The following is a 24,217-nucleotide window of genomic DNA, read 5'->3' as shown; positions in this document are numbered from 1 at the left end:
AATGCCATGCTTGAAAAATTGCTTCGCCTCGCTCGCAACGCGGTCAACGACCGCACCATCGAGCCCCTTCTGGTGTCGTGCAGGCTGCTGGTCTCCGAGCGCGGCCAAGCAAACGTGTACGCGCTGGCCAAGCGCGTCATTGACGGCTACCGCAGCCTGCCTGCGCCACGGCGCGAGGCCTTTTTTGCCGCCTTGGCTACTGAGTTCGGCCCCGATCCACAGGCTGTGCTCGACATTGCCACGCAGTATGCGCAGGCGCCCACCGCGCAAAACCTGGCCAGTTTGACCAAGCTCGTCGAACCGCTGCGGCAAGAACTGCTGCGGCGCATCAACCGCGCACCTGGAGGCACGGCCATGCTGCTGGCCATGCGCAACGACCTGCTCGGGCTGCGCAAGAACAATGCCGAGCTCGCAGCAGTCGACGCCGACTTCCTGCATCTGCTCAGCTCGTGGTTCAACCCGGGCTTTCTTCGGCTGGAACGTGTGGACTGGCAATCAAGCGCTGCCCTGCTCGAAAAGCTCATGCAGCATGAGGCGGTGCACGAAATCAAAGGTTGGGACGACCTGCGTAGGCGCGTGCAAGCCGATCGGCGCTGCTACGCCTTCTTTCACCCGCAGCTCGGCGATGAGCCGCTGATTTTTGTCGAGGTGGCCTTGGTCGACAGCATGGCCGACGCCGTAGCGCCCTTGATCGAGTCGGAATCGAGGACGCCGCTTGTCGACAGCGCAAAAACCGCCGTGTTCTATTCCATCAGCAATTGCCAGCCGGGCCTTAAGGGTGTGTCGCTCGGCAATTTCCTGATCAAGAAAGTTGCGGACGAGCTCCAACGAGAACTTCCGCAAATCAAGACCTTCTGCACGCTCTCGCCAGTGCCGGGCCTGAGTCGCTGGCTGGCCGACATGCCGCAAGAGGGCGCCAAAGACAACCCCGCACACAAGCGCGTCGCTGCGTGGAGGCAGTCCCACCCAACCCCAAGCGCACAGGATGTGCAGTCCATGGGCAAAGTCTTGCAGGCCGACTTGGTGAGCTTGTGCGCACAGTTCCTGGTGCACGCTACGCACACGCCTTTGGCCGACCCCGTAGCCCGCTTTCACCTGGACAACGGTGCGCGGCTGGAGCGCGTCAACTTCGCCGCCGATCTGTCTCGCAAAGGCGTGCGGGAGTCTCTCGGACTGATGGTGAATTACCTCTACGAGATCGACAAGGTGGAAGCCCGCCACGAACAGTTCGCGCGCGACTCCATCAGCCATTCACCAGCCGTCAAGCGCCTTTTAAAGCCCGCCTGACTTCACTCTCTTCACCGCCATGCCTGCACAAAACCTCTACGCCCTGTTTCAACAAGCCTTTGCCGACCACCTTGAGCGCACCGCCATTCAGACCGACACCGGTGCCCGCTACAGCTTTTCCGACCTCGACCAGCAATCTGCCCGCATAGCGCGTTGGCTGCAGAGCATCGGGCTGCAAAGGGGCGACCGCGCCATGGTGCAGGTGGAAAAGTCGGTGCCCGCACTTGTCTTCTACCTCGCCTGCCTGCGCAGCGGCGTGGTGTACGTGCCGCTGAACACCGCTTACCAGTCGGCTGAGCTGGCCTACTTCATGGAAAACGCCGAGCCCCGTGTCTTTGTGGCCGATCCGTCGCGTGCAGACGCGCTGCGCGACCTGGCTGCCGGGCTGGGGGTGGAGCACCTTGTCACCCTTGGCGCCGATGGGAAAGGCAGCCTGATCGACGCTGCGGCAGACCATGGTGGCGAGCACGCAATCTGCGAGCTCGCGCCCGATGCGCTCGCCGCCATCCTCTACACCAGCGGGACCACGGGCCGAAGCAAAGGCGCACAGCTCACCCATGGCAATCTGATCTCGAACGCGCAGGTTCTGCATACGCTGTGGGCTTGGGTGCCGGGCGACGTGCTGGTGCACGCGCTGCCGATCTTTCACGTCCACGGCCTGTTCGTTGCGGTGCACTGCGCGCTGCTCAATGCCAGCACCATGCTGTGGATGGGCAAGTTTCAGCCCAGGCAGGCTCTGGAATGGTTCCCGCAAGCCACTGTGTTTATGGGCGTGCCCACGCTGTACGTGCGCATGCTTCAGGAAGCAGATCTCAGCCCAGAGCGCTGCGCCCACATGCGCTTGTTCATCAGCGGCTCCGCACCGCTTCTGACCGAGACCTTCAAGACCTGGCAGGAACGCACTGGCCACACCATTTTGGAACGCTATGGCATGAGCGAGACGCTGATGCTCACCTCCAACCCCTGCCGGCCCGAAGCGGGCTCGCGCGTGGCCGGCACTGTGGGCCGCCCCTTGCCCGGCACCGACCTGCGTTGTGTGGACGAGGATGGGAAGCACTGCGGCGCCGGCGAGATTGGCGGCATCGAAGTGCGCGGGCCCAATGTGTTTCCCGGCTACTGGCGCATGCCGGAGGCAAACGCCAAGGAGTTCACCGCCGACGGCTGGTTCAAGACCGGCGACATGGGCCAGATAGACAGCCTGGGCTACGTCACCATCGTCGGGCGCAGCAAGGACCTCATCATCACCGGGGGCTACAACGTGTACCCGGCCGAGGTCGAGAGCTACCTGAACGACCTGCCGGGTGTGGACGAGTCGGCCGTCATCGGCTGCCCACACCGCGATTTTGGTGAAGGTGTCGTCGCGGTGGTGGTGCCGCTTCCCGGTGCCCAGCTCGACGCAGGGCAGCTCACAGCGGCAATCAAGGCGCAGATTGCCGGGTTCAAAGTACCCAAACATCTGTTCATCGCCAAGGAATTGCCGCGGAACGTGATGGGAAAGGTGCAAAAAAAGGCGCTGCGCGAGACCTACGCCCATATATTTGATGGCCAGTGAGGTGCTCGAAAGCGCTTTGGTATGGACCACCTGCAGATGCGACTTGCAGCCCGCTCAGGTATTGAAGTGCCCGTGGGCATTGCGCTTTGAACGCTTGTTGCGCAGGCTGGATCTGCCTGCGCAGCTTACCGATCACAGGGACAGAACCGCCTTCGGCATGCGCAGGCGCGCGCCTTCGTAGTCCGTCGATGCAATGCCGGTGCACAGACCGGCCCACTCGCAACCCGCGCACGCGCCACGAATCTGCCCGCTGGCAAAAGCCGTGCGCATGCGGCTGAGCAGGCCAACATCCAGCCGCAGTCGGCTGCCTGGACCGAGTGGTCTGCCCAACAGCAGAGCGAGTTCCTGCGCGGCACGCTGATCGCGCCCAAGGACGGCAGCGCCAAAACAATGGGCGCAGGCCCCCTCGCTCTCGCACAGCGGAGCACAAATGGCATCCGGCCCATCCACCAGCAATGCCTCCTCGCCAGCGGCCAGGCGGCGGACGATGCCATCAAAGTTGCGCGCGAACTCCGGGCTGTAGCCTTTGCCGACATACGTCAGCATGCACAGCAGATGGTGAGCGCGCAGCTCCAGCATCACGTGCGCGGCAGCCTGGTGCGTGCCGAGTGCCAGAGTGCCAGCGTGGCAGCGCCCAGGGCCGACTTGACAACATCGCCCACCAGGAAAGGCAACACGCCCAATTGCCAACCCTTGGCCGCACCGATCATTGCGCCCAGCCAGGCGCCACCCACCAGCAAAATCAAGGTGGTGCACAGCAGCATGGCCCAAAAGGCGCGCAGTGGATGGGCACCATCCCAGCCGCGCACAGCGAGCCAGCCCATCAGCATGGCCGCCAGCGGAAAGGCGAGCAAATAGCCTGCCGTCGGGCCAAAGAAGGGCGCCAGCCCGCCTTTGCCGCCTGCCAGCACGGGCATGCCAAGCGCCGCTTCCAGCAGCCAGGCCAGCACGGTCAGGCCACCCAAGCGCCAGCCATACAGTGCGCCCACCATCAGCACCGCAAAGGTTTGTAGCGACACCGGCACCGGCTGCATTGGAATGCTGACGTAGGATGAAGCGGCCAGCACCGCTGTACCGCCCAAAACCAGGGCCACTTGGCGCACCCCATGGGGATGGCGTGAGACTGGCGCAGAGACAGCACGGGAGAGATCTTGAGACATGGGTTCCTCTTGAATGTTGATGGACGGGGCGCACACACTACGCACCCCTGTCGCTACGACCCGCGCGAGATGCATGCGGCAACTCTATTGTAAACAATCATGATTTAGTTTTGTTTACGTAATTATTTATTTTTAATTCGAACCTTGCTGTTCTTCGCTCAACGGCCTGGGCGCACGGTTTCAGCGTCATCTGCCTTGGGCCGCCCCTCTGAGCTGAGGCACACTCGATGCATGCAACCCGACCCGCCCGCCAGAGAACTGCTGCGCCAACTGGCCACCGGCAACCCTGTGTCTGGCGAAGCGCTCGCCACCCAGTTGGGTGTGACACGGGCGGCCGTCTGGAAACAGATCGATGCTTTGCGTGCCATGGGCTTGCCCATTGAGGCACGCAGCCGCGCCGGCTACCGGATGCCCTGGCCCATGCAACTGCTGCAGGTCCCGTCGATCGTTTCCAAGCTGGGGACCGCAGCTGGTGCACCTGTTCACCTGTACTGGGAGCTCGATTCGACCCAGGACGAATTGGCACGTCTCCTGCCGGATGCACCTGACTTGACCGTGGTGTTGGCCGAGCGCCAAACCCTTGGGCGCGGGCGGCGCAGCCACGCCTGGCTCTCGCCACCGGGGTTGGGTATCACCCTGTCGTGCCTGACGCATTTTGCTGGCGGCCCGGCAAGGCTGTCGGGACTGTCGATCGCCATGGGCGTGTGCGTGGTGCAGGCGCTGACCTGCGCCGGGGTCCCCGGACTGCAGCTCAAATGGCCCAACGACGTGGTGGCCGCCCAAGGCAAGCTGGCCGGCATCCTGATCGAAGTCAGCGGCGAATACGATGGCCCGAGCGTGGTCCGCGTGGGAGTGGGCTTGAATGTGCGCCTGTCGCCCGCAGTGCACGGTACGCTCGATCAGCCGGCTGCCGACCTGGCCACGCTGTGCGGCGGCACGCCGCCCGACCGCAACGAGCTGGCGGCCCGCATCATTGCGTCCCTGCGCATCGGCCTGCTGCGCTTCGAGCAAGAAGGCCTGGCGCCCTTTGCACAGGACTTCGCGCACATGGACTGGCTGGCCGGCAAGCCCCTCAGCGTGCACGGCCCGCAGGGGATGCAGTCGGGCATCGGACGCGGCATAGACGCGCGCGGAGCATTGTGCGTGGAAATCGACGGCCGCATCAGGTCCGTGTACAGCGACAAGGTGTCGGTACGCATCCAGCCAGGGTGACGGGAGGTCGCTGCCGCTGCAGCAAGCCGTTTCAGCGACCGGCGTTGGTGGCCTCAATGCCCCAGCGCGCCAGGGCTGCATCGTCGCTCTCTCGTGCGTCCACCCAGCGCGCGCCGCCGGGCGTGGTTTCTTTCTTCCAGAACGGCGCCTGGGTTTTCAGGTAGTCCATCAGGAACTCGCAGGCCTGAAAGCTCTGGCCCCGGTGCGAGGCACTCACGGCCACCAGAACAATTTGGTCCAGCGGCGCAAGAACGCCGACGCGGTGGATCACGCGCGCGCCGTAAATATCGAAGCGCGCAAACGCCTCCTGCGCCATGGCATGGATGGCCCGCTCAGTCATGCCCGGGTAATGCTCCAGCTCCATGGCTGCGATGCCTTCACCGGCATTGCGGCTGCGAACGGTACCGACAAAGCTGCACACTGCGCCGACGCGGCCGTCCTGCGCACGCAGCGCAGCCAGTTCGGCGGAAACGTCGAAGTCTTCGGTCTGAATGGCAACGTGGATGGCGGTCATGGCTAAGGCTTCATGGCGAGCGGTGCAGGCGGGGCGCGGCCATCAAAGTGCGGGCGTCTTCCACCTGGCCGACAAAATGGCGCAGTGCGGGCGTAGCGGGCAAGCCGGCAAGCAAGGCCTGCAGCCGCACAATGTCGCCCGCTGTGGGCGCCACCTGCGTCTGCGCCAGGGCCGCAGGCAGATTGCCAGCCTTGACCAGCGCCAGCACCTTGAGCGCCCAGGCGTTCTTGTCACGCGTTGCCATGAACCCGTCCCGCAAAATTAATGTGTAGCATTGCCCGCCACTGTAACGGCAACCCCATGGCAACCCAGACGATCGACATCTCCGGCTACAAGCTCTTTCCCTCACCGCGCAACCGCCACCGCGAGGTGTTTGGCGTGCAGCTGTTTGTGCCGCACCCCTACGCGCTGATCGTGCTGGAGGATTTTCATTTCGCAGGCCGCGCCACGCTGTTCGCCGCCTGCCGCGCCAGCGACGGCAAGATGGGCCAGTTGGTGAGTTTCGAGCTGGAAGCAGACCGCGAAAAGTTCGAGCGCTTGTTCACGCCCGACTGACGCGAAGCGCATCACCATGCAGGAAGACGACAACCAGATTATCGTTCCGCCGAGCTTCACTGCCTTGTTTGCCGATGCGCGCGGCCGGCTGCGTGAGAGCGCCGATGTGGTACGCCAGCACTACGAGTTGTGCGAAGACCTGGCGAGCCACTTGGTGGCCCATGCCCAGACGCTGTACCACGTTCAGGCACCGTCCGAGGCCGAAATTCTGCGCCGCATCCACGCTGGACTGTGCACCACAGAGTCCGGCGTCAGCCGCTTGGAGGCCACCTGGGTGGTGCGGCGGCTGGCCGAGCTACTGGTCTGGCCCTGCCCGCTGCTGACATCCGAAACGGACCCGTCAAGTGCCTGTTGACAGGCCCTAGTCCTTTACCTGGAATTCACCCTTGGCCTCATAGAACTGGTCGGTGCTCTTGACATTGCTGCGCCGCAGGCGCGCCGTGAAGTGCCCGTTCGCAATGTCATTTTTGAGGTCGTAGCGCTCCATCACCAGACGCACCGGTTGTTTGATTCCTTTGGAGCTGAAGCTCATCGAGACACTCTCGCTTTGCGGAGTCTCTGCGTGGGCCACGAACCCAAGCGAAAACTCGGTCAGTTGAGAGTTCTCGGTGAATTCACCTTCGCCGGCCGGCTCGGTGCCGAGCACCACCATGTCAAGAATGTGCTTGCCGTCCTCGGAGCGCAATCCGCGCTTCTGCTTAAGCATGAGACTGAACATGCTGTCGCTCATGTACAAGTGCAAATACTCGCCGTCACCGGGCACGACGAAACTCACCGGCCCTCCAAAAACAGGACCGTCGATGGTAAAGCGCACGCCATCCTGCATCTTTCGTTCTATGGAGCCTGCGGGCACAGCAGCGGCAGAACTGCTGGCGCCAGACCCTGCGTCGCCGCAACTTGCTAGCAGCGCCATGGAAAACAGCCATGCCAGTTGGAAGAAAAAAGACCGAATGAACTGCATTAATAGAATCCTCGAGTGCAAAACAATTCGAAATTCATGAAATTTGTGCGGAATTATTATTTTTTACGATGTTTTATAGAATTTGACGACTCGGATGTAAAAATCATCTCAACAAGATCACACAGAAACTGCCAAAGCACTACTGCGTGTGGCCAAAAAGGAAGATCGAGCTACCTCTACCGCTCCACTTGTGCCGCATAAACCATACACTGATTTACTGAAATTAATAGTAAGCCATTGATTTTCATAGGTATTTGGCAAAATAAAATAACTCAGCGATTTTTCGACTATGGTGATCGCCTGTTGGATTTTCGGAGAAACGGGATGGGGCACACCGCAACGATCAAGGTATGGCTGTCTGGCCTGTTACTGCTCGCCGCTGCTGCGGCGGCCAATGCCGACCCCGCAGAACGTTTCATCAACGCAAAAGGTTTTCGCGCAGTGGACGTGGAAGCGCTTGAGGGAAGTCGCTACTACACCGCCGCCCGATTCCCCAAAATGGGCGCGTCTGCGTTTCGACCGGACGCCGATCTTCCTGCGCCAGTACGCGCACTGCTTTTGATGGAAAGCCACGAAGGCGCCCTGCCGCATGCCCGCTACCTGGTCAACTACCAACCGACCACCAAAGCGGCTTCACCGGACGACAGACTCGATTTTGTTGACATCACGCGCTTCAATCTGGGCCCTGCCGTCCATGCCGATCTGGTGGACTCGGTACCGGCCGAGCACCTGGCCGATGTGAAGGTCTTTGGCGTCGGGCCCCATGTGCGCTGGCGCTTTGCCATGTCGCCAATGCGCGGCATGACTGCGGGCCTGGACGCAGCAAGCCGCAAGCTCGTGACCTCCAAAGAAGCAGCGGCCATGGAATGCCTCGGGCTGCCGTGCGCAAATCTGGAGTCGGCCGAAGGCCCCAAAGGGCGCTGGGAGCCACAAAAACTGGTCACACCTGCGCCTTCATACCGCCGCTCCACCCCGCAAGGCCCTGTGCCGTCCAGCGTGGTCGAGCAGCTGCTCACCTTGATGGGGGAGGATGCGCAGCGACCTACGCCTTTTGCCGGCAACGCCAAGCGCTTGGTCTTTGTCGTCTCCGCCCATGCCGGCGGACAGGAGCAGCAGACCACCGGCCTGGCGCGCAACGCCTTAGTCTTCGACGACGCTGTCGGCACCTACTGGCTGCGCTTCCATCAGGTTGGGGACATGGCCGCCGAAGTACACGCACTGAGCCAGAAGCGCCGATAGGCCGCAGCGGCACCCTGTCGCCAGGCCGTCCCAGCCACACGCCGTGGTGCTCAATGGAGGAGAAGGAAATGAAATCCCTATGGATCGCAGCTGCATTCGCTGTATTGGCGGGCGCATGCTCGAAGAGCGAATCGGAGGCCGTGGCTGGAGCGCCCAATGCGCCCGCAGCTGCGCAGAAGACGGCAGCGCAAAGGACTTCTGCCACCAGCTATCCGAAGATCGCCATAGACACCGACGCAGGATTGTTCTGGTTTGAACCGAGGCGCTGTTCGGTGGGCCCGGATGCCGACAGCGGCGTGCTGTCGTTCAGCATGGAAGGCGCTGGGCAGTCCCCCGATGGACAAGCGGTGTATGTCACCCTGGAGGACGAAGACGACAATCCGGAGCAAGGCTTGGAAATGCGCATCAACGTCGGTACCGATCAGCCTTTCAAGACACCCGAGATAGTCTGGATCGCCAACGACGCGGTAGCGCACGGTTTACGCATTCCCGCTGCCAAGCCAGTGATCGAGGGGCAGCGCATCACTATTGACGGTCTGGTGTTTACACGCGGCGGCCACGAGCGTCTGACCGCCAAAGCGGCCATTCAAATCGATTGTTCCCGGCGCAAGTAAGCGAACGTTCACTTCCAAGCGGCGGCAGACGCGTTCCTAAGGCAGCAAGCGTGCCGGCTTCAGCAGTTCTCATGTCTGCAGATTGAAGCCGCCCTTGGGCTTGAAAACGCCACAGCCGATCACCTGGTTCTGGCCCAAGGGCAGGATGAACGAGGTTTTTTCATCGACCACCTTGGTCACCGGATTGACCACTTCATAGTCCACCCAGTCGCCTCCGCGCTGCGCTGCAGCAAAGAATTCGCGCAGGACCAGATCGCCATCCAGGCCCGGCACCTCGTGCACCGTTCTCCCGACGCGCTCCGGGCTCGATCCAAACACCTGGTAAACGCCCCGGTGATCGAAAACAAAAATATATTGATCGCGGTCCCGAAATTCACCGGCCGGGTCATGAAACCTGGCGGCCGCAGCCGATAGGCCGATCTCTTCCACCAGCGCCGCTGCGCGGTGCACCAGGGCATGGGCTTCGTCGGCGGTGCCGCGGCGCAAACGAATGGCGGCCACCGAGGCACTGAGACTCGACGACCGATCCGCCAGGCCCTTTGTGGATTGCAGCGCCCCTTCCACCATGCTGCCATTGTGTTGGGTGATCTGATCAAGCTCGCGCACGGCCTGCGCCACCTCGTGCAGCGACATGCTTTGTGCGCTGCTGGCCTCGCTGATGTCGGTCAGCCCCTGCGCCACTTCGCGCACCCCGTGAACCACGGTGCGCAAGTTGGTTTTGACGGCGTCGATGCGCGCCACTCCGGTTTCCACCTGCCCCCCCGAGCTGGCTATCAATTCACGAATCTCGCGCGCCGACGTGGCGCTGCGCTGCGCCAGGGTGCGCACCTCGCTGGCAACCACGGCAAAACCGCGCCCGGTCTCACCCGCCCGCGCCGCTTCCACGGCCGCGTTGAGGGCAAGAATATTGGTTTGGAAAGCGATGCCATCGATGACGTTGACGATCTCCCCCATGCGCCGGGAACCGGCGGCGATCTCGGCAATGGCAGTGACGGCGACATCCATGGCGCCCGCTCCGGCGTCCGCCTCATCGCGCACGCGGCGTGTCAGGGCATCCACCTCTTTGGATCGTGCGGCCGTTCCTTGCACCGACTCACTCAGAGAGGCAATGCTGGCGCTCGCCTGCTCCAGACTGGCAGCTTGGGCCTCGGTGCGCTGAGAGAGATCGAGCATGTTGGCTGTCAGCCCGGCACCTGCCTGAGAGACGTACAAGGCTTGGTTGCGGATGGTCCCCACCAGCCCTGAGAAGTTCTCATTCATCGATTCAAGATGGCGCCCCGCCAGAGCCAGGTCGTCACTGCCCGGCACCACCACGGCCTGCGACAAATCGCCGCGCGCGTTGTTGCGCGCCACCTGGCCCAGCGCCGCTACCGAGGTGAGCAGGTTGACAGCAAACCCCGCATACAAGTAGGCAGACAGGCCCCCCACCAACGCTGCCAGCGCTGCGCGTGCCCCGAACGTCGAATCAGCAAGGCCCGGCCATGCCATCCAGAAAGCCATGGCGGGAAACAGCACCAGAGCCAGCAAGGCCAGCAGCAGGAGCCGTGTCCGCAGGGACATGCGCCCCAGCAGCCAGGAAGGCGGAAAAAGCAAGAGTTCAAGGGCGCGCATAGGGTCTCCCGTTGGTCCGCTGCTGAAACGACTTCGCCTTCGGGAATCCCCGATCCAGATGTGCAGCAAGCCTATCGCGGAGCGCTCACCCAAGCATGAGTGCATCCCATGATGTTTTTTTGATGCACCTCACAAGTTATTTCAAACAGCCATCAAATTCTGTCGTCTTGGGACAAGGCCCAGCGATGGCCCGCCAGATCCGGCTGCAAGCAGGCAGCAAAGCAGCGTTGCACGGCCAGAACATGGCCCTAACCTGGGCCTAAGAAAGGCCTGCCAGTATCCACGCCATTCCACCGCGCGATAGCGACCCACTGCACCATGCCAGGCATTTGCTCCCCAGCGCCCCCGCTATCGCTGGCACAGACACCGCTCACGGTCGATGAATTTGCACGCTGGAAAGGACAACGTCCCTGGGAAGCCCCAGATTCCTGGGGCCCCGTTGCGCTGACGCTGCTGGTATTTGGGATCGTCTGGCTGGCACTGCTGTCCTTCGTCAGCCTGTCCCCGCCGACCGACAACATTGAGCAACTCACCTGGGTGCACTCTTTGGAGGGCGGGTACTACAAGCACCCACCTCTGCCTTCGTGGCTGTTCTGGATCCCCACGCGGCTGTTCGGAGTCAACGCCCTCACCAGTTACGCCGTCGGCGCGGCCTGCACGCTCGCCAGCATGGCCGTGATGTGGCGGCTGCTGTGCCGCCTGCGCGGTGAACCCTACGCCACCATCGCACTGCTGGCAGCGCTGTGCATCACCTACTACAACGGAAGGCTGTACTACTACAACCACAACGTGGTATTGATGGTGTTTGTGGCGGCCAGTGCTGCCATCTATTGGCAGGCCTTTCGCACTGGCCTGACACGCTGGTGGCTGGCACTGGGCCTGGCCATGGGGTTGGGGGCGCTGGCCAAATACCAGATTGCGGTATCGGTTGCCTGCATTCTTGCCTTCTGGCTCCACCAGCGCAGTTGGCGGGTGCTCGCGCAGCGGCGTGGCCTGCTGCTGGCGGCGTTGGTGTCCATGCTGGTGTTCACGCCGCATGTGCTCTGGCTGCGTGCCCACGATTTCGCACCCATCCAGTACGCAACAAGTACCTCCCTGGGGCTCCACGCGCAGGGCTTGCACCGCTGGTTCGAATCGATGCATTGGCTCGTCGATCAACTCCTGAACCGTGCGCTGCCCGCATGGATACTGCTTGGCCTGACGGTTTACCACTTGCGACGCCAAGCCCCTCGCGGCCATGCCCCGCCGAGCAAGACAGTCCCTGAAACGGCCCCAGCCAGCCGCGCATTCCTGCTGATTTATGGGTTCGGCCCGCTGGTCTTCATGGTCGCCATGGGGCTCTTGACCGGGGCTGAACTTCAATTGCATTGGGGAACCCCCTTTCTGCTCTTTGCCGTCCCGGCCGTCATGGAACTCGCCGGACAACGCGTGGCGTGGCGAGCCGTTTCGAGGCGCAGTGTCTACCTTGCGTTCGCGGCATTGCAAGTCGTGCTTCTGCTGCAGGACGGGCTGTCCTCTCCACGCGGACCGACGGTCTTTCAAGATGGCCATTGGCGCATGTTTGACAGCGCCGCACTGGCGCAGGCCGTCGAAGGGCCTGCCCGTGCAGCATTGAACGGCGATATTTGCGTAGTGTCCGGACCGCCTGCCGTGGCGGGAGCGCTGGCGCTGCAATTGGCAGACCGCCCTAAGGTGCTGATTGATGGCCGCTACGACCGCAGCCCATGGGTAGCCCCATCACTCGTTTCGCGGTGCGGGGCACTGGAAATCCGAGAAGGCCCGGTACTTGCAGGCTGGACTGCGGCAGGGCCCAGATTTCCCTCGCTGTCGTGGGTCGCAGAACCGCCCGTCGGCGCACCCTTCAAAAGCTTTGCGCAGTCGCCTACCCGCCCGTCACCGGGGGGAAAAATGCCACTTCGTCGCCTTCCGACAGCCCCGCATGCTCGTGCGCCAGCGCCTGGTTGAGCGCCATGCGCACTGCACGGCCGGGGGCCAGGGCTTGCGCGAGCGCGCCGCCGCGCGTGAGCAACTCGGCACGCAGTTCGGCGATGGTGCCGGCCTCGGTGTCCAGTTCCTCGCTGGCGGTGCCGGCGGCCTCACGGATGGAGGCAAAGTAGCGCACGGTGATATTCATCGCCGGGCCGCCCCAAGATGAATGGCGGCCCCCTCGGGGGGCAGCGACCCGCGAAGCGGTGGAGCGTGGGGGTAAAGTTTCATGACAGCAGCTCCGCAAAGGAAATGAAGCGCACCGTGTCGCCCACGGCAATCGTCTCGCCGGCCGGGTTGTCCACCACTCCGTCTCCCCAGACGGCCGAGGTGAGCACACCCGAGCTCTGGTTCGCAAACAGGTCCAAACCGCCGGCTTCGTTGTGGCGTACGCGCAAAAATTCTCGGCGTTTATCGGCCTTGGCGCAGGTGAAATCTGCGCGGGCAGCTATTGTTTTCGGAGCGACGTCGGCCACGCCTTGCAAGCGCAGCAGAAACGGTCGGACCAGTACCGCAAAGGTCAGAAAGCTCGACACGGGATTGCCCGGCAAGCCCATGAAGTGCGCGTTGGCTATGCGACCATAAGCGAACGGTTTGCCCGGTTTCATGGCGATCTGCCACAGATCCAGGCGCCCGAGTGTCTCCACGGCGGGCTTGATATGGTCTTCTTCGCCTACCGACACCCCGCCGCTGGTAAGGATGAGATCGTGGCCTTCGGCCGCCTCGCGCAGCGCGGCGATGGTGGCGTCGCGCTGGTCGGGAACAATACCGAAATCGCTCACCTCGCAACCGAGGCGCTGCAGCATGGCGCGCAGGAAGAATCGGTTGCTGTTGTAGATGGCACCGGGTTTCATGGCTTGCGGCACCACCTCGCCGGGCATGACGAGTTCGTCGCCGGTGGAGAACAAGGCCACGCGCGGGCGGCGTGCCACCTGCAGGTGCGCCAGGCCAATACTGGCTGCCAAACCGAGTTCTGCCGGTGCAAGTCGCGCGCCAGCAGCCAGTACCTCGCTGCCCATCGTGATGTCTTCGCCAGCGCGGCGAATCCATTGGCCGGGGCGTGGCACGGCGTTGATACGCACGGCGCCACCCTCCAGCGCCATGCAGTCTTCTTGCATGGCGATGGCGTCAGCCCCTGCAGGCACGGGCGCGCCAGTGAAAATGCGCGCCGCACTGCCAGGCGCGAGCGGCTCGCCCGCGCTGCCGGCCGCAATGCGTTGCGAGACGGGCAGCTCGGCACCGGCGCAAGGCACATCGGCACAGCGCAGGGCGTAGCCGTCCATGGCGCTGTTGTCCTGCGGCGGCACCTGCAGCGGGGAGATGGCGGCCACTTGCAGCACGCGGCCATCGGCGTCCCAGGTGGCAACGGTGTCGCCGCCGGCCAGCGGCGTGGCGTGCCCCAGCAGCTCGGCGAGCGCGTCGTCGAGTGGTTTCATCGGGGGGCGCATGGCAAGGCTTCTCCGTGCAGCTCCCAATCGTAGTCAAAGCGCTCACCCTGGCCGAGCAGCCAATCCGCGACCTCTGCGGGGGCGTTGAGGTCCAGGAGCGGCAGGCCGGTGGGCTCCGGCAGGGCGCCAGGCGCGTCGGTGGCCAGCGCGACGATGAAATCGTCCTGCGCGTAGCGCACCGGGCGCGGCGCGCTGCCCGGTTCGGGCGCACGCCAGATCTCGATCTTTGGCAAATCGCTTTCCTTGAAGCCTTCGACAAAGACCCAGTCCACGCCTTCATACAGCTCGGCCAGCAACTGATGCACCGAAAGCTGGGCCGGGTGCTCAAACTCGCGCATCAGCGCCAGGCGTCGGTCGGACGCCACTACCACTTCGAACGCGCCGGCCTCGCGGTGGCGGAAAGTGTCTTTGCCGGCGTGGTCGATGTCGAAACTGTGGTGTGCGTGCTTAACCACCGAGACACGCAAGCCGCGCACGCGCAATTCGGGAATCAGCTTTTCCACCAGCGTGGTCTTGCCGCAGCCCGAGAATCCGGCAAAGCCGACAACCTTCATGGAAACTCCTGGTTGCTATAATAAAAATAGCTTCTCGTGCTTATGGATAAAGCGCTAGAGCCATTTTTTATCACTAATCGCAATGCCTGACGATGTAGTCCTTGACCTGCTGCACATCGGCCGGCATCACTTGCACTCGCTTGGGCAAAGCCTCAATCCCGTCGAAACGCGCCGGGCGCGCAGGCGGATGGCCCAGCGCTTCGGTAATGGTCTCGGCGAACTTGATGGGCAAGGCCGTCTCCAGCACGATCATCGGCACATCGAGCGCACCCAGGTGCTGGCGCGCGACCTTGACGCCGTCGGCAGTGTGGGTATCGATGGTGGTGGCAAAGCGCTGGTGCGTGTCGCGGATGGTGGCCAGGCGGTCGGCGTGCGTGCTCTTGCCGCTGACAAAACCGTAGCGCTTCGCAGCGTCGGCAAAGTGGGGGTCGGCGCTTAAATCAAAGCGGCCCTCGCGCGCCAAAGCTTCGCCAAACAAGGCCTGCGTGCGCGCGCCGTCGCGGCCCAGCAGGTCGAACACAAAGCGCTCGAAGTTGCTGGCCTTGCTGATGTCCATGGACGGGCTGGAGGTCTCGTGGGTATCGGCGCTGGCGCGCACGCGGTAGACGCCGGTGCGGAAGAACTCGTCGAGCACGTCGTTCTCGTTCGTCGCCACGACCAGCTTGGCTATCGGCAGGCCCATGCTGCGCGCGACGTGGCCGGCGCAGATGTTGCCGAAGTTGCCACTGGGCACGGCGAAGCTGACCTTCTGGTCGTTCGACGTGGTGGCCTGCAGGTAGCCGGCAAAGTAGTACACCACCTGCGCCAGCAGCCGCGCCCAGTTGATCGAGTTGACCGTGCCGATCTTGTACTTGCGCTTGAACGCCAGGTCGTTGCTGACGGCCTTGACGATGTCCTGGCAGTCGTCGAACACACCTTCGATGGCGATGTTGTGGATGTTTTCGTCCTGCAGGCTGAACATCTGCGCCTGCTGGAAAGCGCTCATGCGCCCATGCGGGCTGGTCATGAAGACGCGCACGCCCCGCTTGCCGCGCATGGCGTATTCGGCGGCGCTGCCGGTGTCGCCACTGGTGGCGCCGAGGATGTTGAGCTCTTCGCCACGGCGCGCCAGTTCGTACTCGAACAGGTTGCCGAGCAGTTGCATCGCCATGTCCTTGAAGGCCAGCGTCGGACCGTTGGACAGGGCTTGCAGCCACAGGCCGGGTTCAAGCGGACGCAGCGGGACGATTTCAGGCGTACCGAAAATTTCGGCGGTGTACGTCTTGTGGCACAGCGCACGCAGGTCGTTGGCGGGAATATCGTCGATGTAGAGCGACAGAATTTCAAACGCCAGCTCTGCGTAGCCCTGCTCGCGCAGTACGCGGCGCAGGCGCGTCAAAGCGGCGTCGTCAATCTGCGGATAGTGCTCAGGCAGGTACAGGCCGCCGTCGGGCGCCAGGCCTTCGAGCAGGATGTCGCAGAAGTGCTTGCGCTCGGGGTGGCCGCGCGTGGAGAGGTACAGCATGGTCAGTTCAGCTCTTCCTTGCGGATGCGCACGATGGGGGCGAGCACGGTCGGCAGCGCCTGCAGCTCGGCCAACACGGCGTTCACCGTGCCCTCGCGTGCGTCGTGGGTCAGGATGATCAGGTCAGTCTGGGTCGAGCCTTCGCCGCCCACGTCCTCCGCTTCGCGCTGCAGCATGGCGTCCACGCTGATGCCGTGCTGCGCGAGCAAGCCGGTCACCCTGGCAAGTACACCGGCCTGGTCGGCTACGCGCAGACGCAGGTAATAGCTGGTGACGACCTCATCCATCGGGAGCACGGGCAAATCGCCCATGGCGTCTTGCAGCGTGCCGGGCTGGAACGCCAGGTGCGGCACGCGGTGGTGCGGGTCGGCGGTGTGCAGGCGCGTGATGTCCACCAGGTCGGCAATCACCGCGCTGGCCGTGGGCTCGCTGCCGGCGCCCTTGCCGTAGTACAGCGTGGTGCCAACGGCGTCGCCGTGCACCACGACGGCGTTCATCGCGCCCTCGACGTTGGCAATCAGGCGCTTGGCCGGCACCAGGCTGGGGTGCACGCGCAGCTCAATGCCCTTGTCCACGCGCTTGCTGACGCCCAGAAGCTTGATGCGGTAGCCCAGCTGCTCAGCGTATTTGATGTCTTGCGCGGCCAGCTTGGTGATGCCTTCGATGTAGGCCTTGTCGAACTGCACGGGGATTCCAAAGGCAATCGCCGACATGATGGTGACCTTGTGCGCAGCGTCCACGCCTTCGATGTCGAAGGTCGGGTCCGCTTCGGCGTAGCCCAGGCGCTGCGCGTCCTTCAGGGCGGCGTCGAAGTCCAGGCCCTTGTCGCGCATCTCGGAGAGGATGAAGTTGGTCGTGCCGTTGATGATGCCGGCCAGCCACTGGATGCGGTTGGCCGTGAGGCCCTCGCGCAGCGCCTTGATGATGGGGATGCCACCGGCGACAGCCGCCTCGAACGCCACCATCACGCCCTTGGCGGAGGCCGCAGCAAAAATCTCGCTGCCGTGCACTGCGAGCAGGGCTTTGTTGGCCGTGACTACGTGCTTGCCGGCGGCAATGGCCTCCATCACCAGTTGCTTGGCAATGCCGTAACCGCCAATGAGCTCGATGACGATGTCGATGTTCGGGTTGGCGATGACGGCGCGCGCGTCGCTCACCACATCAACGCCTTCACCCACCGCGTTCTTGGCGCGCTCCACGTCCAGGTCGGCCACCATGGTGATGGCGATGCCACGGCCAGCGCGGCGCTGGATTTCTTCCTGGTTGCGCGCCAGCACGTTGAAAACGCCGCTGCCGACGGTGCCGATGCCCAGAAGGCCTACTTGGATGGGTTTCATAGTCAAAATATCAATCAGATTGGCCTCTAGCGCTTACTGCATAAGCGCTTTCAGCTATCAAAACAAGAGTCAATCGGTGCCAAAGCGCTTGCGCGCTGCCGCCAGGAAACGCGCCACGCGGGCGATGGCTTCGCGCAGGTCGTCCTCGTGCGGCAGGAACACGATGCGGAAATGGTCCGGCGAGGCCCAATTGAAACCCGTGCCCTGCACCAGCATCACGCGCGTTTCCTGCAGCAGCTCCAGGAAGAACTGCTGGTCGTTCTGAATCGGGTACACCGCCGGGTCGAGCCGGGGAAACATGTACAGCGCCGCCTGCGGCTTGACGCAACTGACGCCGGGAATGGCGGTAATCAGCTCGTAGGCCAGGTCGCGCTGGCGGCGCAGGCGCCCGCCCTCGCCCACCAGCTCGTTGATGCTCTGGTGGCCGCCCAGCGCCGTCTGAATCGCCCACTGGCCGGGCACGTTGGAGCACAGCCGCATGTTCGAGAGCATGTTCAGGCCCTCGATGTAGTCGCGGGCGGGCTTTTTGTCGCCCGAGACCACCATCCAGCCGGCGCGGTAGCCGCAGGACCGGTAGCTTTTGGAGAGCGAATTGAAGGTGAGCGTGAGCACGTCTTCGGAAAGCAGCGCAATCGGCGTGTGGCGCACGCCGTCGTACAGCACCTTGTCGTAGACCTCGTCGGCAAAAATGACCAGGCCGTGCTCGCGGGCGATGTCCACAATGCCCTGCAAGAGCGCGTCGGAATAGAGCGCCCCGGTCGGGTTGTTGGGGTTGATGACGACGATGCCCTTGGTACGCGGCGTGATGCGCGCGCGGATGTCGGCCAAATCGGGCATCCAGCCATTGGCTTCCTCGCACAAATAATGCACCGGCGTGCCGCCCGAGAGGCTGGCCGCCGCCGTCCACAGCGGGTAGTCGGGCGAAGGCAGCAACAGCTCGTCGCCGTTGTCGAGCAGCGCGTTGGTCGCCATCACAATCAGCTCGCTCGCGCCATTGCCCAGGTAAATATCGTCGAGCGTGACGCCGACAATGCCTTGCAGCTGCGTCTCATGCATCACCGCCTTGCGCGCGGCGAAAATGCCTTTGCTGTCCGAGTAACCCGCCGAATTGGGGAGGTTTCGGATCATGTCCTGCTGGATTTCCTCGGGCGAATCAAAACCGAACACCGCCAGATTGCCGATGTTGAGCTTGATGATCTTGTGGCCCTCTTCCTCCATCTGCCGCGCCGCGTCCATGATCGGGCCCCGGATGTCGTAGCAGACGTTGGCGAGCTTGGCGGATTTGTGGATGGTTTTCATGCGCGGTGAAGCTAAGGACTTTGCGGCAAGGAACGGTCTGCAGAGCGGCGAAACCTATAATTTGACCACAGTTCCTCCGCCTTTCTGCTTTGCCACCGGCCGAGCCGCAGCCCATTACAGCCCGCCTGATTTATGAAGTTCCAACCCGATCGCATCGATGCGCAAAGCATCTCCGGCTACGGCCCCGGCTGGATCGCAGTAGGGAGCGAAAAGATCGAATCCAGCGTGATTCTGGGCGCCCGTGGTCTGCGCCAGCCATGGGGCCCACGCAGTTTTGAGGAGCTGACGCCTGCGCACTTCACCGAACTGGCCGCGCTCGACGCCGAAGTCATGCTGATGGGCTGTGGCGAGCGCACGCGTTTTGTGGCCCCTGCCTGGTTGGCGCCGCTGTTTGCCAAACGCATTGGTCTGGAGACCATGGACAGTTTTGCTGCCTGCCGCACCTACAACATTTTGGCGGGCGAGGGCCGCAACGTGGTGGTCGCCCTGATCATTGCCCCGCCACCAAGCCCTTGAGTCTGCCGGGGCCAAGCCGCCCCAAAGTGCCAGGGAATAGGGTTTCAGAGTAAAATCACGGGTTGCTGCCGGGGTTATACGACAAAAAGAACAGATGCATGCCCCGGTTCTTCAACGACCTCACCGAGAGAGATTAAAGATATATGGCGATCGTTGTCAATAAACCCCTCCCCGAATTCGAAGCCAATGCCACCGGCGGTGTGAAAGTAAGCAACACTTCGCACAACGGGCAGGTCATGGTGTTGTACTTCTATCCCAAGGACAACACGCCCGGCTGCACCACCGAGGCCATGCAGTTTCGAGACAAATACAAGGACTTCGTCAAGGCCGGTGCGGCCGTGTTCGGCGTCTCTCGCGACAACATGAAGTCGCACGACGAGTTCAAAGAGAAACTCGAACTGCCGTTTGAGCTGATTGCCGACACCGAAGAGAAAATGTGTCACATGTTTGGCGTGGTCAAAAACAAAATCATGTACGGCAAAAAGGTCAAAGGCATTGAGCGCAGCACCTTTTTGATCAATGCCGATGGCACGCTGGCCGAAGAATGGCGCGGCCTGAAGGTTCCTGGCCACGTGGAAGAAGTTCTCAAGGCGGTCAAGGCCCTCAAGACGCTCAAGCAAGCTGCTTAAACGGCGTACCCGCCCTGCCCGTGGCGGGGCAAGCGGCCATGCATAATGGGCCGATGCCGCTGCACCGCGCAACGCCCACCTAGTGTGCTGTCCCGCAAATACATTGCCTATGAAATCGCGCCTTCCCGCCCAGTACCGCGTTGCAAATCCTCGAGATAGCAACGGCTATCACTGCGGCTTGCGCCTTGTCCTGAGCACGAATCCATCGATTTCATTTCAGGCAACTATTTACGGGACAGCACACTAGCTCATCAAGCCGCCTCGGCCTCCAGGCGGCTTTTTGTTTTTCTGATTCGCCCGAGGCCATTTGCACCATGCCCCTGCCCCCCGCCCCCACCCGGCGTGCCGCCCTTCTCCATCAAGATGCTTTTGACCACCAGGCTGCGCCGCGCAGTCGGCGCAGCACCGTCCCGGCGGAAGAACCGATAGAGTCTGTTTCCCCCGCCGTGGCGGCGCAATCGAGCGTCGCGCCCGAGTCGGCACCTGCCAAGGCGCGCGCACGCCGCCCCGCCCCCCCGCAGACCGCGCCCCAGCACGCAGCTCCCCAAGCCAAGCCCCAACCTGGCGCCCGAGCCGAAGTTCCGGCTCCGTCTGCAGCAACGCCAGCCCCGGCGGCCGCACGCCCGGCACGCGAACGCAAGAAGCGAGGTACTGGGCCCAAGAAGTTGTTTGTGCTGGACACCAACGTGCTGTTGCACGACCCAACCAGCCTGTTTCGCTTCGAGGAACACGACATCTATCTCCCGATGATCGTGCTTGAAGAGCTTGACGGGCACAAGAAAGGCATGACCGAGGTCGCGCGCAACGGCCGCCAGGTCAGCCGCTCGCTCGACGCCCTGGTGGCTACGCCCGGCGCAGACATCGCTCTGGGCATCGCCCTGGATTCGACGGGCCAGCGCGCTGCGGGCGGCTGCCTGTTCTTCCAGACCTCGGGGCTGGATTACCAACTGCCGGTCGGCCTGCCCCAAGGCAAGGCGGACAACCAGATCCTGGGCGTCGTGGAAGGCCTGCGCAAGCAGCATCCGGGGCGCGAAGTGGTGCTGGTGTCCAAGGACATCAACATGCGCGTCAAGGCACGCGCGCTGGGCCTGCCCGCCGAGGACTACCAGAACGACAAAGCGCTGGAAGACGGCGATCTGCTGTATTCCGGCGTCCTGCCGCTGCCGCCCGATTTCTGGAACCGCAACGGCAAATCGGTCGAGAGCTGGCAGAGCGGCGCGCACACGTTCTACCGCATCAGCGGCCCCATCGTGCCGCAGCTGATGATCAATCAGTTCGTCTACTTTGAGGCGCCCGGCGAGCCCAGTCTGTTCGCCCGTGTAAGCGAAATCCGCGACAAGACGGCGGTACTGAAAACGCTCAAGGACTACGGCCACGCCAAGAATGCCGTGTGGGGCGTGACCACGCGCAACCGCGAGCAGAACTTCGCCGTGAACCTGCTGATGGATCCGGAAGTCGACTTCGTCACGCTGGCCGGCACGGCAGGCACCGGAAAGACGCTGATGGCACTGGCCACGGGGCTGACCCAGGTGCTTGACGACCGCCGCTACACCGAAATCATCATGACCCGCGCCACGGTGAGCGTGGGCGAGGACATCGGCTTCCTGCCCGGCACCGAGGAAGAAAAGATGGGCCCCTGGATGGGCGCGCTGGACGACAACCTGGAATTTCTGGCCAAGGGCGACGGTGGCAACGCCGGCGAATGGGGGCGCGCTGCCACCAACGACCTGATCCGCAGCCGCATCAAGATCAAGAGCATGAACTTCATGCGCGGGCGCACCTTCATGAACAAGTTCGTCATCATTGATGAAGCGCAGAACCTGACGCCCAAGCAGATGAAGACCTTGATTACCCGCGCCGGCCCAGGCACCAAGATCATCTGCATGGGCAACCTGGCGCAAATCGATACGCCCTATCTCACCGAAGGCTCCTCGGGCCTGACTTTTGCCGTGGACCGCTTCAAAGGCTGGCCGCACAGCGGCCACATCACGCTGGCGCGCGGCGAGCGTTCGCGCCTGGCGGACTTTGCAAGCGACGTGCTGTAGGCGCGCCTGTCGCCGCCGCATCAGCGGCCTGTGGCACCGACGCGGTGCCACAGGCCGTTTTTCTTCGTGCCGTGCAGGCTGCTGACACCACGTTGTCAGTAGCAGCCACGCACCATGGCGTCTTCCTCAATGCAATGAAAGACCCTGCCATGACCCAAGCCATCAACTGGTTCGAAATTCCGGTCACCGACCTCGACCGGGCACAGAATTTCTACGAAAGCATGCTCGACCGGACGCTGCGGCGTCAAAACTTCGGTGGCGCAGTGCTTGCCGTATTTCCCTATGCGCAGCCCGCTACCGGTGGCGCGCTGCTTGCGGCCAGCGATGCCTGCGCGCCGTCCGGAAGCGGCGTGCGCATCTATCTGGACTGCATGCCCAGCCTCGACGCCGCGCTGGCGCGGGCGGAAGGCGCTGGCGGACAGATCGTGGAGCCCAAATCGGCACTGCCTGCAGACATGGGCTTCGTCGCCCAGGTGCGCGATACCGAAGGCAATCTTATCGGGTTGCACGCCCTGGCCTGAGCAGCCATGCCCCCGCGCAACTGGATCGCCGTCGCCAGCGCCGAGCACGCCCGGCTCGGTCGCGACCACCGTCCACTGGGCTTCATGCAGGTGTGCCACGGAAAACGGCCACCGCTGCAACGCATCGCAGCCGGCGACCGGATGGCCTGCTACGCGCCCGCCACGGTCTATGGCGGGACCGACCGACTGCAAAGCTTTGTCTCCATCGGGGTGGTGAAGCCGGGCCTGCCGTATGAATTCGACATGGGAAATGGCTTTGTCTCCTGGCGCCGCGATATGCACTACGCAGCCGCTTTCGAGACACCGATTGCACCGCTTCTCGGCGCTTTCGAATTCATCGAGAATCCAGAACGCTGGGGCGCCAAGTTTCGCTTCGGCCTGTTCGACGTTTCCACCCACGACATGCAGTTGATTGCCCGCGCCATGCAGGCCGACAGGCAGGCGCTGGGTTTTCAAGATTTACCGGATTAGAGCGATGGAACCCATTCGTCAACACCAAAATGCCTTCTCTGTCGCCGGCCTCACAACCCGGACCACGAACAGCGCTGAAGGCGATCCGCAGACGGCGCGCATCGCTCCGCTCTGGGGGCGGTTTTTCGCCGAGGATCTGATGGGCCAAACCCCGCACCGTAGCGCCGATCCACGCAATTTCGGGGTCTATTCAGGCTATGAATCCGACGCCAGCGGTGCTTACGACCTGACGGTGGGCGTGGCCGTGACGCAGGGCGCCGCAGTGACCGTCGAGGCAGGCGACTACCTGGTATTCCCGGCCGATGGACCGGTGCCATTTTCGGTGCTGGCCGCATGGCAGCGCGTCTGGCTGTACTTCGACGCCCATCCGGAAGTCCAGCGCCGCTACCGAACCGATTTCGAGGCCTACAGCAGCCCCAGCCAAGCGGCCCTGTATATTGGCGTGGTGTAGCCGCCCCCCATCCAGTACCCATGCGCCGTGCCGACCGCCTGTTTCAACTGGTGCAGCTCATTCGGGGGCGCCGGCTTTCGACGGCCGCCTTTCTCGCGCAGCGGCTGGAGGTTTCCGAGCGCACGGTCTACCGCGACGTGGCCGATCTTCAGCACCAAGGTGTTCCCATCGAGGGCGAAGCCGGCGTGGGCTACCGCTTGGGCAAGGGCTTTGAGCTCCCTCCCTTGATGTTCACGCCGGAGGAAGCTTCGGCCCTGGTGGTCTCGGCACGCCTGGCGCAAAGCTGGGTTGATCCCGCCATGGCCTACCAGATCGGCTCGGCACTGGGGAAAATTCTCTCCATTCTTCCTCCGGCAGCCAGAGCCGCGGCCGAAGCGCAGGCGCTTTACGCACCCGCCTTGCCCGCAGACGACGCCGCTCGCGCGCGCCTGCAGGTGCTGCGCGAAGCCGCTGTGGCGCGACACAAGCTGCAGTTGACCTACTGCGACGCGCACGGAGCCCCTACGCAGCGCACCGTGCGGCCCTTGGGGTGCTTTTATTGGGGCAAGGTATGGACGCTGGCCGCCTGGTGCGAGCTGCGCGGAGCCTTCAGGGCATTCCGTGTGGACCGCATGGCAGCCGCCCAGCCACTGCCCGAGCGTTTCAGCGATGAGCCGGCCAAAAGTTTGGCCGAAATGCTGCGTCAGTTGGGTGCCACGAGAGCCACAGGTCTCGCGGAAAGAAGTCACTAATTGATAGCAAAAAACCCTTA

General features: G+C 63.2%; 27 protein-coding genes. 15 read left to right on the top strand and 12 right to left on the bottom strand.

Annotated features, from left to right (window positions below; all coding sequences use genetic code 11):
- Positions 1–6 precede the first annotated feature (6 nt).
- Positions 7–1,287 carry a malonyl-CoA decarboxylase gene (locus C6571_RS12430; RefSeq protein ID WP_106448221.1) on the top strand — a complete coding sequence of 427 codons (1,281 nt, stop codon included), beginning with the start codon at positions 7–9 and terminating at the stop codon, positions 1,285–1,287.
- Between the two features lie 19 nt (positions 1,288–1,306).
- Positions 1,307–2,839, top strand: coding sequence for a malonate--CoA ligase (locus C6571_RS12425; RefSeq protein WP_106446960.1), 1,533 nt, complete (start codon positions 1,307–1,309; stop codon positions 2,837–2,839).
- Positions 2,840–2,971: 132 nt separating this feature from the next.
- Here the strand turns inward: C6571_RS12425 and C6571_RS12420 are convergent, their stop codons facing one another.
- Together C6571_RS12420 and C6571_RS12415 are read right to left on the bottom strand one after the other, a co-directional pair.
- Positions 2,972–3,385 carry a DUF1284 domain-containing protein gene (locus tag C6571_RS12420; protein ID WP_211300633.1) on the bottom strand — a complete coding sequence of 138 codons (414 nt, stop codon included), beginning with the start codon at positions 3,383–3,385 and terminating at the stop codon, positions 2,972–2,974.
- A gap of 32 nt (positions 3,386–3,417) precedes the next feature.
- On the bottom strand, positions 3,418–3,999 hold the full coding sequence (locus tag C6571_RS12415; protein WP_106446958.1) for a biotin transporter BioY: 582 nt from the start codon (positions 3,997–3,999) through the stop codon (positions 3,418–3,420).
- A gap of 231 nt (positions 4,000–4,230) precedes the next feature.
- Between C6571_RS12415 and C6571_RS12410 the strand changes: the two genes are divergently transcribed.
- Positions 4,231–5,211: a biotin--[acetyl-CoA-carboxylase] ligase gene (locus C6571_RS12410; protein WP_106446957.1), complete on the top strand. Its 981-nt coding sequence runs from the start codon at positions 4,231–4,233 to the stop codon at positions 5,209–5,211.
- A 31-nt stretch (positions 5,212–5,242) separates the two neighbouring features.
- On the opposite strand, the gene C6571_RS12405 is transcribed toward C6571_RS12410, so the two are convergent.
- Together C6571_RS12405 and C6571_RS12400 are read right to left on the bottom strand one after the other, a co-directional pair.
- Positions 5,243–5,725, bottom strand: a complete 483-nt coding sequence (locus tag C6571_RS12405) for a molybdenum cofactor biosynthesis protein MoaE (RefSeq protein ID WP_106446956.1) — start codon at positions 5,723–5,725, stop codon at positions 5,243–5,245.
- Between the two features lie 10 nt (positions 5,726–5,735).
- Positions 5,736–5,969, bottom strand: coding sequence for a hypothetical protein (locus C6571_RS12400; RefSeq protein ID WP_106446955.1), 234 nt, complete (start codon positions 5,967–5,969; stop codon positions 5,736–5,738).
- Positions 5,970–6,025: 56 nt separating this feature from the next.
- Between C6571_RS12400 and C6571_RS12395 the strand changes: the two genes are divergently transcribed.
- Positions 6,026–6,280, top strand: a complete 255-nt coding sequence (locus C6571_RS12395; protein WP_106446954.1) for a hypothetical protein — start codon at positions 6,026–6,028, stop codon at positions 6,278–6,280.
- Positions 6,281–6,296: 16 nt separating this feature from the next.
- Positions 6,297–6,635, top strand: coding sequence for a hypothetical protein (locus C6571_RS12390; protein WP_106446953.1), 339 nt, complete (start codon positions 6,297–6,299; stop codon positions 6,633–6,635).
- 6 nt (positions 6,636–6,641) lie between these two features.
- Here C6571_RS12390 and C6571_RS12385 read toward each other — a convergent pair whose 3' ends face one another.
- Positions 6,642–7,193 carry a hypothetical protein gene (locus C6571_RS12385; RefSeq protein ID WP_146139331.1) on the bottom strand — a complete coding sequence of 184 codons (552 nt, stop codon included), beginning with the start codon at positions 7,191–7,193 and terminating at the stop codon, positions 6,642–6,644.
- Positions 7,194–7,565: 372 nt separating this feature from the next.
- On the opposite strand from C6571_RS12385, the gene C6571_RS12380 reads away from it, so the two are divergent.
- Both C6571_RS12380 and C6571_RS12375 read left to right on the top strand, forming a co-directional pair.
- Positions 7,566–8,480 (top strand): hypothetical protein, encoded by a 915-nt coding sequence (locus C6571_RS12380; RefSeq protein WP_106446951.1) that lies wholly within the window; start codon positions 7,566–7,568, stop codon positions 8,478–8,480.
- 68 nt (positions 8,481–8,548) lie between these two features.
- Positions 8,549–9,094: a hypothetical protein gene (locus C6571_RS12375; protein ID WP_146139330.1), complete on the top strand. Its 546-nt coding sequence runs from the start codon at positions 8,549–8,551 to the stop codon at positions 9,092–9,094.
- A 69-nt stretch (positions 9,095–9,163) separates the two neighbouring features.
- On the opposite strand, the gene C6571_RS12370 is transcribed toward C6571_RS12375, so the two are convergent.
- Entirely contained in the window at positions 9,164–10,705 is a 1,542-nt protein-coding gene (locus C6571_RS12370) for a methyl-accepting chemotaxis protein (RefSeq protein ID WP_170094733.1), read from the bottom strand.
- A gap of 318 nt (positions 10,706–11,023) precedes the next feature.
- On the opposite strand from C6571_RS12370, the gene C6571_RS12365 reads away from it, so the two are divergent.
- Positions 11,024–12,670 carry an ArnT family glycosyltransferase gene (locus tag C6571_RS12365; RefSeq protein WP_106446948.1) on the top strand — a complete coding sequence of 549 codons (1,647 nt, stop codon included), beginning with the start codon at positions 11,024–11,026 and terminating at the stop codon, positions 12,668–12,670.
- Here C6571_RS12365 and moaD read toward each other — a convergent pair.
- The 6 genes from moaD to C6571_RS12335 form a co-directional block, all read right to left on the bottom strand.
- A complete protein-coding gene (moaD, locus tag C6571_RS12360; protein WP_106446947.1) occupies positions 12,588–12,839 on the bottom strand; it encodes a molybdopterin converting factor subunit 1 in 252 nt (83 codons plus the stop codon). The two genes, C6571_RS12365 and moaD, sit on opposite strands and share 83 nt — an antisense overlap.
- 79 nt (positions 12,840–12,918) lie before the next feature.
- Positions 12,919–14,139: a molybdopterin molybdotransferase MoeA gene (locus C6571_RS12355; RefSeq protein WP_106446946.1), complete on the bottom strand. Its 1,221-nt coding sequence runs from the start codon at positions 14,137–14,139 to the stop codon at positions 12,919–12,921.
- Positions 14,124–14,693, bottom strand: a complete 570-nt coding sequence (gene mobB / locus C6571_RS12350; RefSeq protein ID WP_106446945.1) for a molybdopterin-guanine dinucleotide biosynthesis protein B — start codon at positions 14,691–14,693, stop codon at positions 14,124–14,126. The genes C6571_RS12355 and mobB overlap by 16 nt, the downstream gene beginning before the upstream one ends.
- A gap of 73 nt (positions 14,694–14,766) precedes the next feature.
- Positions 14,767–16,197, bottom strand: a complete 1,431-nt coding sequence (gene thrC, locus C6571_RS12345) for a threonine synthase (protein ID WP_106446944.1) — start codon at positions 16,195–16,197, stop codon at positions 14,767–14,769.
- A 2-nt stretch (positions 16,198–16,199) separates the two neighbouring features.
- The gene (locus tag C6571_RS12340) at positions 16,200–17,534 is read right to left on the bottom strand and encodes a homoserine dehydrogenase (RefSeq protein WP_106446943.1); all 1,335 of its coding nucleotides are present in this window, start codon (positions 17,532–17,534) and stop codon (positions 16,200–16,202) included.
- 69 nt (positions 17,535–17,603) lie between these two features.
- Positions 17,604–18,833 (bottom strand): pyridoxal phosphate-dependent aminotransferase, encoded by a 1,230-nt coding sequence (locus C6571_RS12335; protein WP_106446942.1) that lies wholly within the window; start codon positions 18,831–18,833, stop codon positions 17,604–17,606.
- A gap of 132 nt (positions 18,834–18,965) precedes the next feature.
- On the opposite strand from C6571_RS12335, the gene C6571_RS12330 reads away from it, so the two are divergent.
- From C6571_RS12330 to C6571_RS12300, 7 genes are all read left to right on the top strand, one after another.
- Positions 18,966–19,349 (top strand): Mth938-like domain-containing protein, encoded by a 384-nt coding sequence (locus tag C6571_RS12330; RefSeq protein ID WP_106446941.1) that lies wholly within the window; start codon positions 18,966–18,968, stop codon positions 19,347–19,349.
- A 143-nt stretch (positions 19,350–19,492) separates the two neighbouring features.
- Complete coding sequence (locus C6571_RS12325; protein WP_106446940.1) at positions 19,493–19,978, top strand: peroxiredoxin; 486 nt, start codon at positions 19,493–19,495, stop codon at positions 19,976–19,978.
- A gap of 314 nt (positions 19,979–20,292) precedes the next feature.
- Positions 20,293–22,023 (top strand): PhoH family protein, encoded by a 1,731-nt coding sequence (locus C6571_RS12320; protein ID WP_106446939.1) that lies wholly within the window; start codon positions 20,293–20,295, stop codon positions 22,021–22,023.
- 149 nt (positions 22,024–22,172) lie between these two features.
- On the top strand, positions 22,173–22,544 hold the full coding sequence (locus C6571_RS12315) for a VOC family protein (RefSeq protein WP_106448220.1): 372 nt from the start codon (positions 22,173–22,175) through the stop codon (positions 22,542–22,544).
- Positions 22,545–22,550: 6 nt separating this feature from the next.
- The gene (locus tag C6571_RS12310) at positions 22,551–23,015 is read left to right on the top strand and encodes an EVE domain-containing protein (protein ID WP_106446938.1); all 465 of its coding nucleotides are present in this window, start codon (positions 22,551–22,553) and stop codon (positions 23,013–23,015) included.
- A gap of 4 nt (positions 23,016–23,019) precedes the next feature.
- Positions 23,020–23,466 carry a GyrI-like domain-containing protein gene (locus C6571_RS12305; protein WP_106446937.1) on the top strand — a complete coding sequence of 149 codons (447 nt, stop codon included), beginning with the start codon at positions 23,020–23,022 and terminating at the stop codon, positions 23,464–23,466.
- A gap of 20 nt (positions 23,467–23,486) precedes the next feature.
- A complete protein-coding gene (locus tag C6571_RS12300) occupies positions 23,487–24,197 on the top strand; it encodes a helix-turn-helix transcriptional regulator (protein ID WP_106446936.1) in 711 nt (236 codons plus the stop codon).
- Positions 24,198–24,217 lie beyond the last annotated feature (20 nt).

The sequence above is a fragment of the Simplicispira suum genome, assembly GCF_003008595.1.
Lineage (GTDB): Bacteria > Pseudomonadota > Gammaproteobacteria > Burkholderiales > Burkholderiaceae_C > Simplicispira > Simplicispira suum.
Note: the sequence above shows the minus strand (reverse complement) of the source record. Positions and strands in the feature narration are given on the sequence as shown.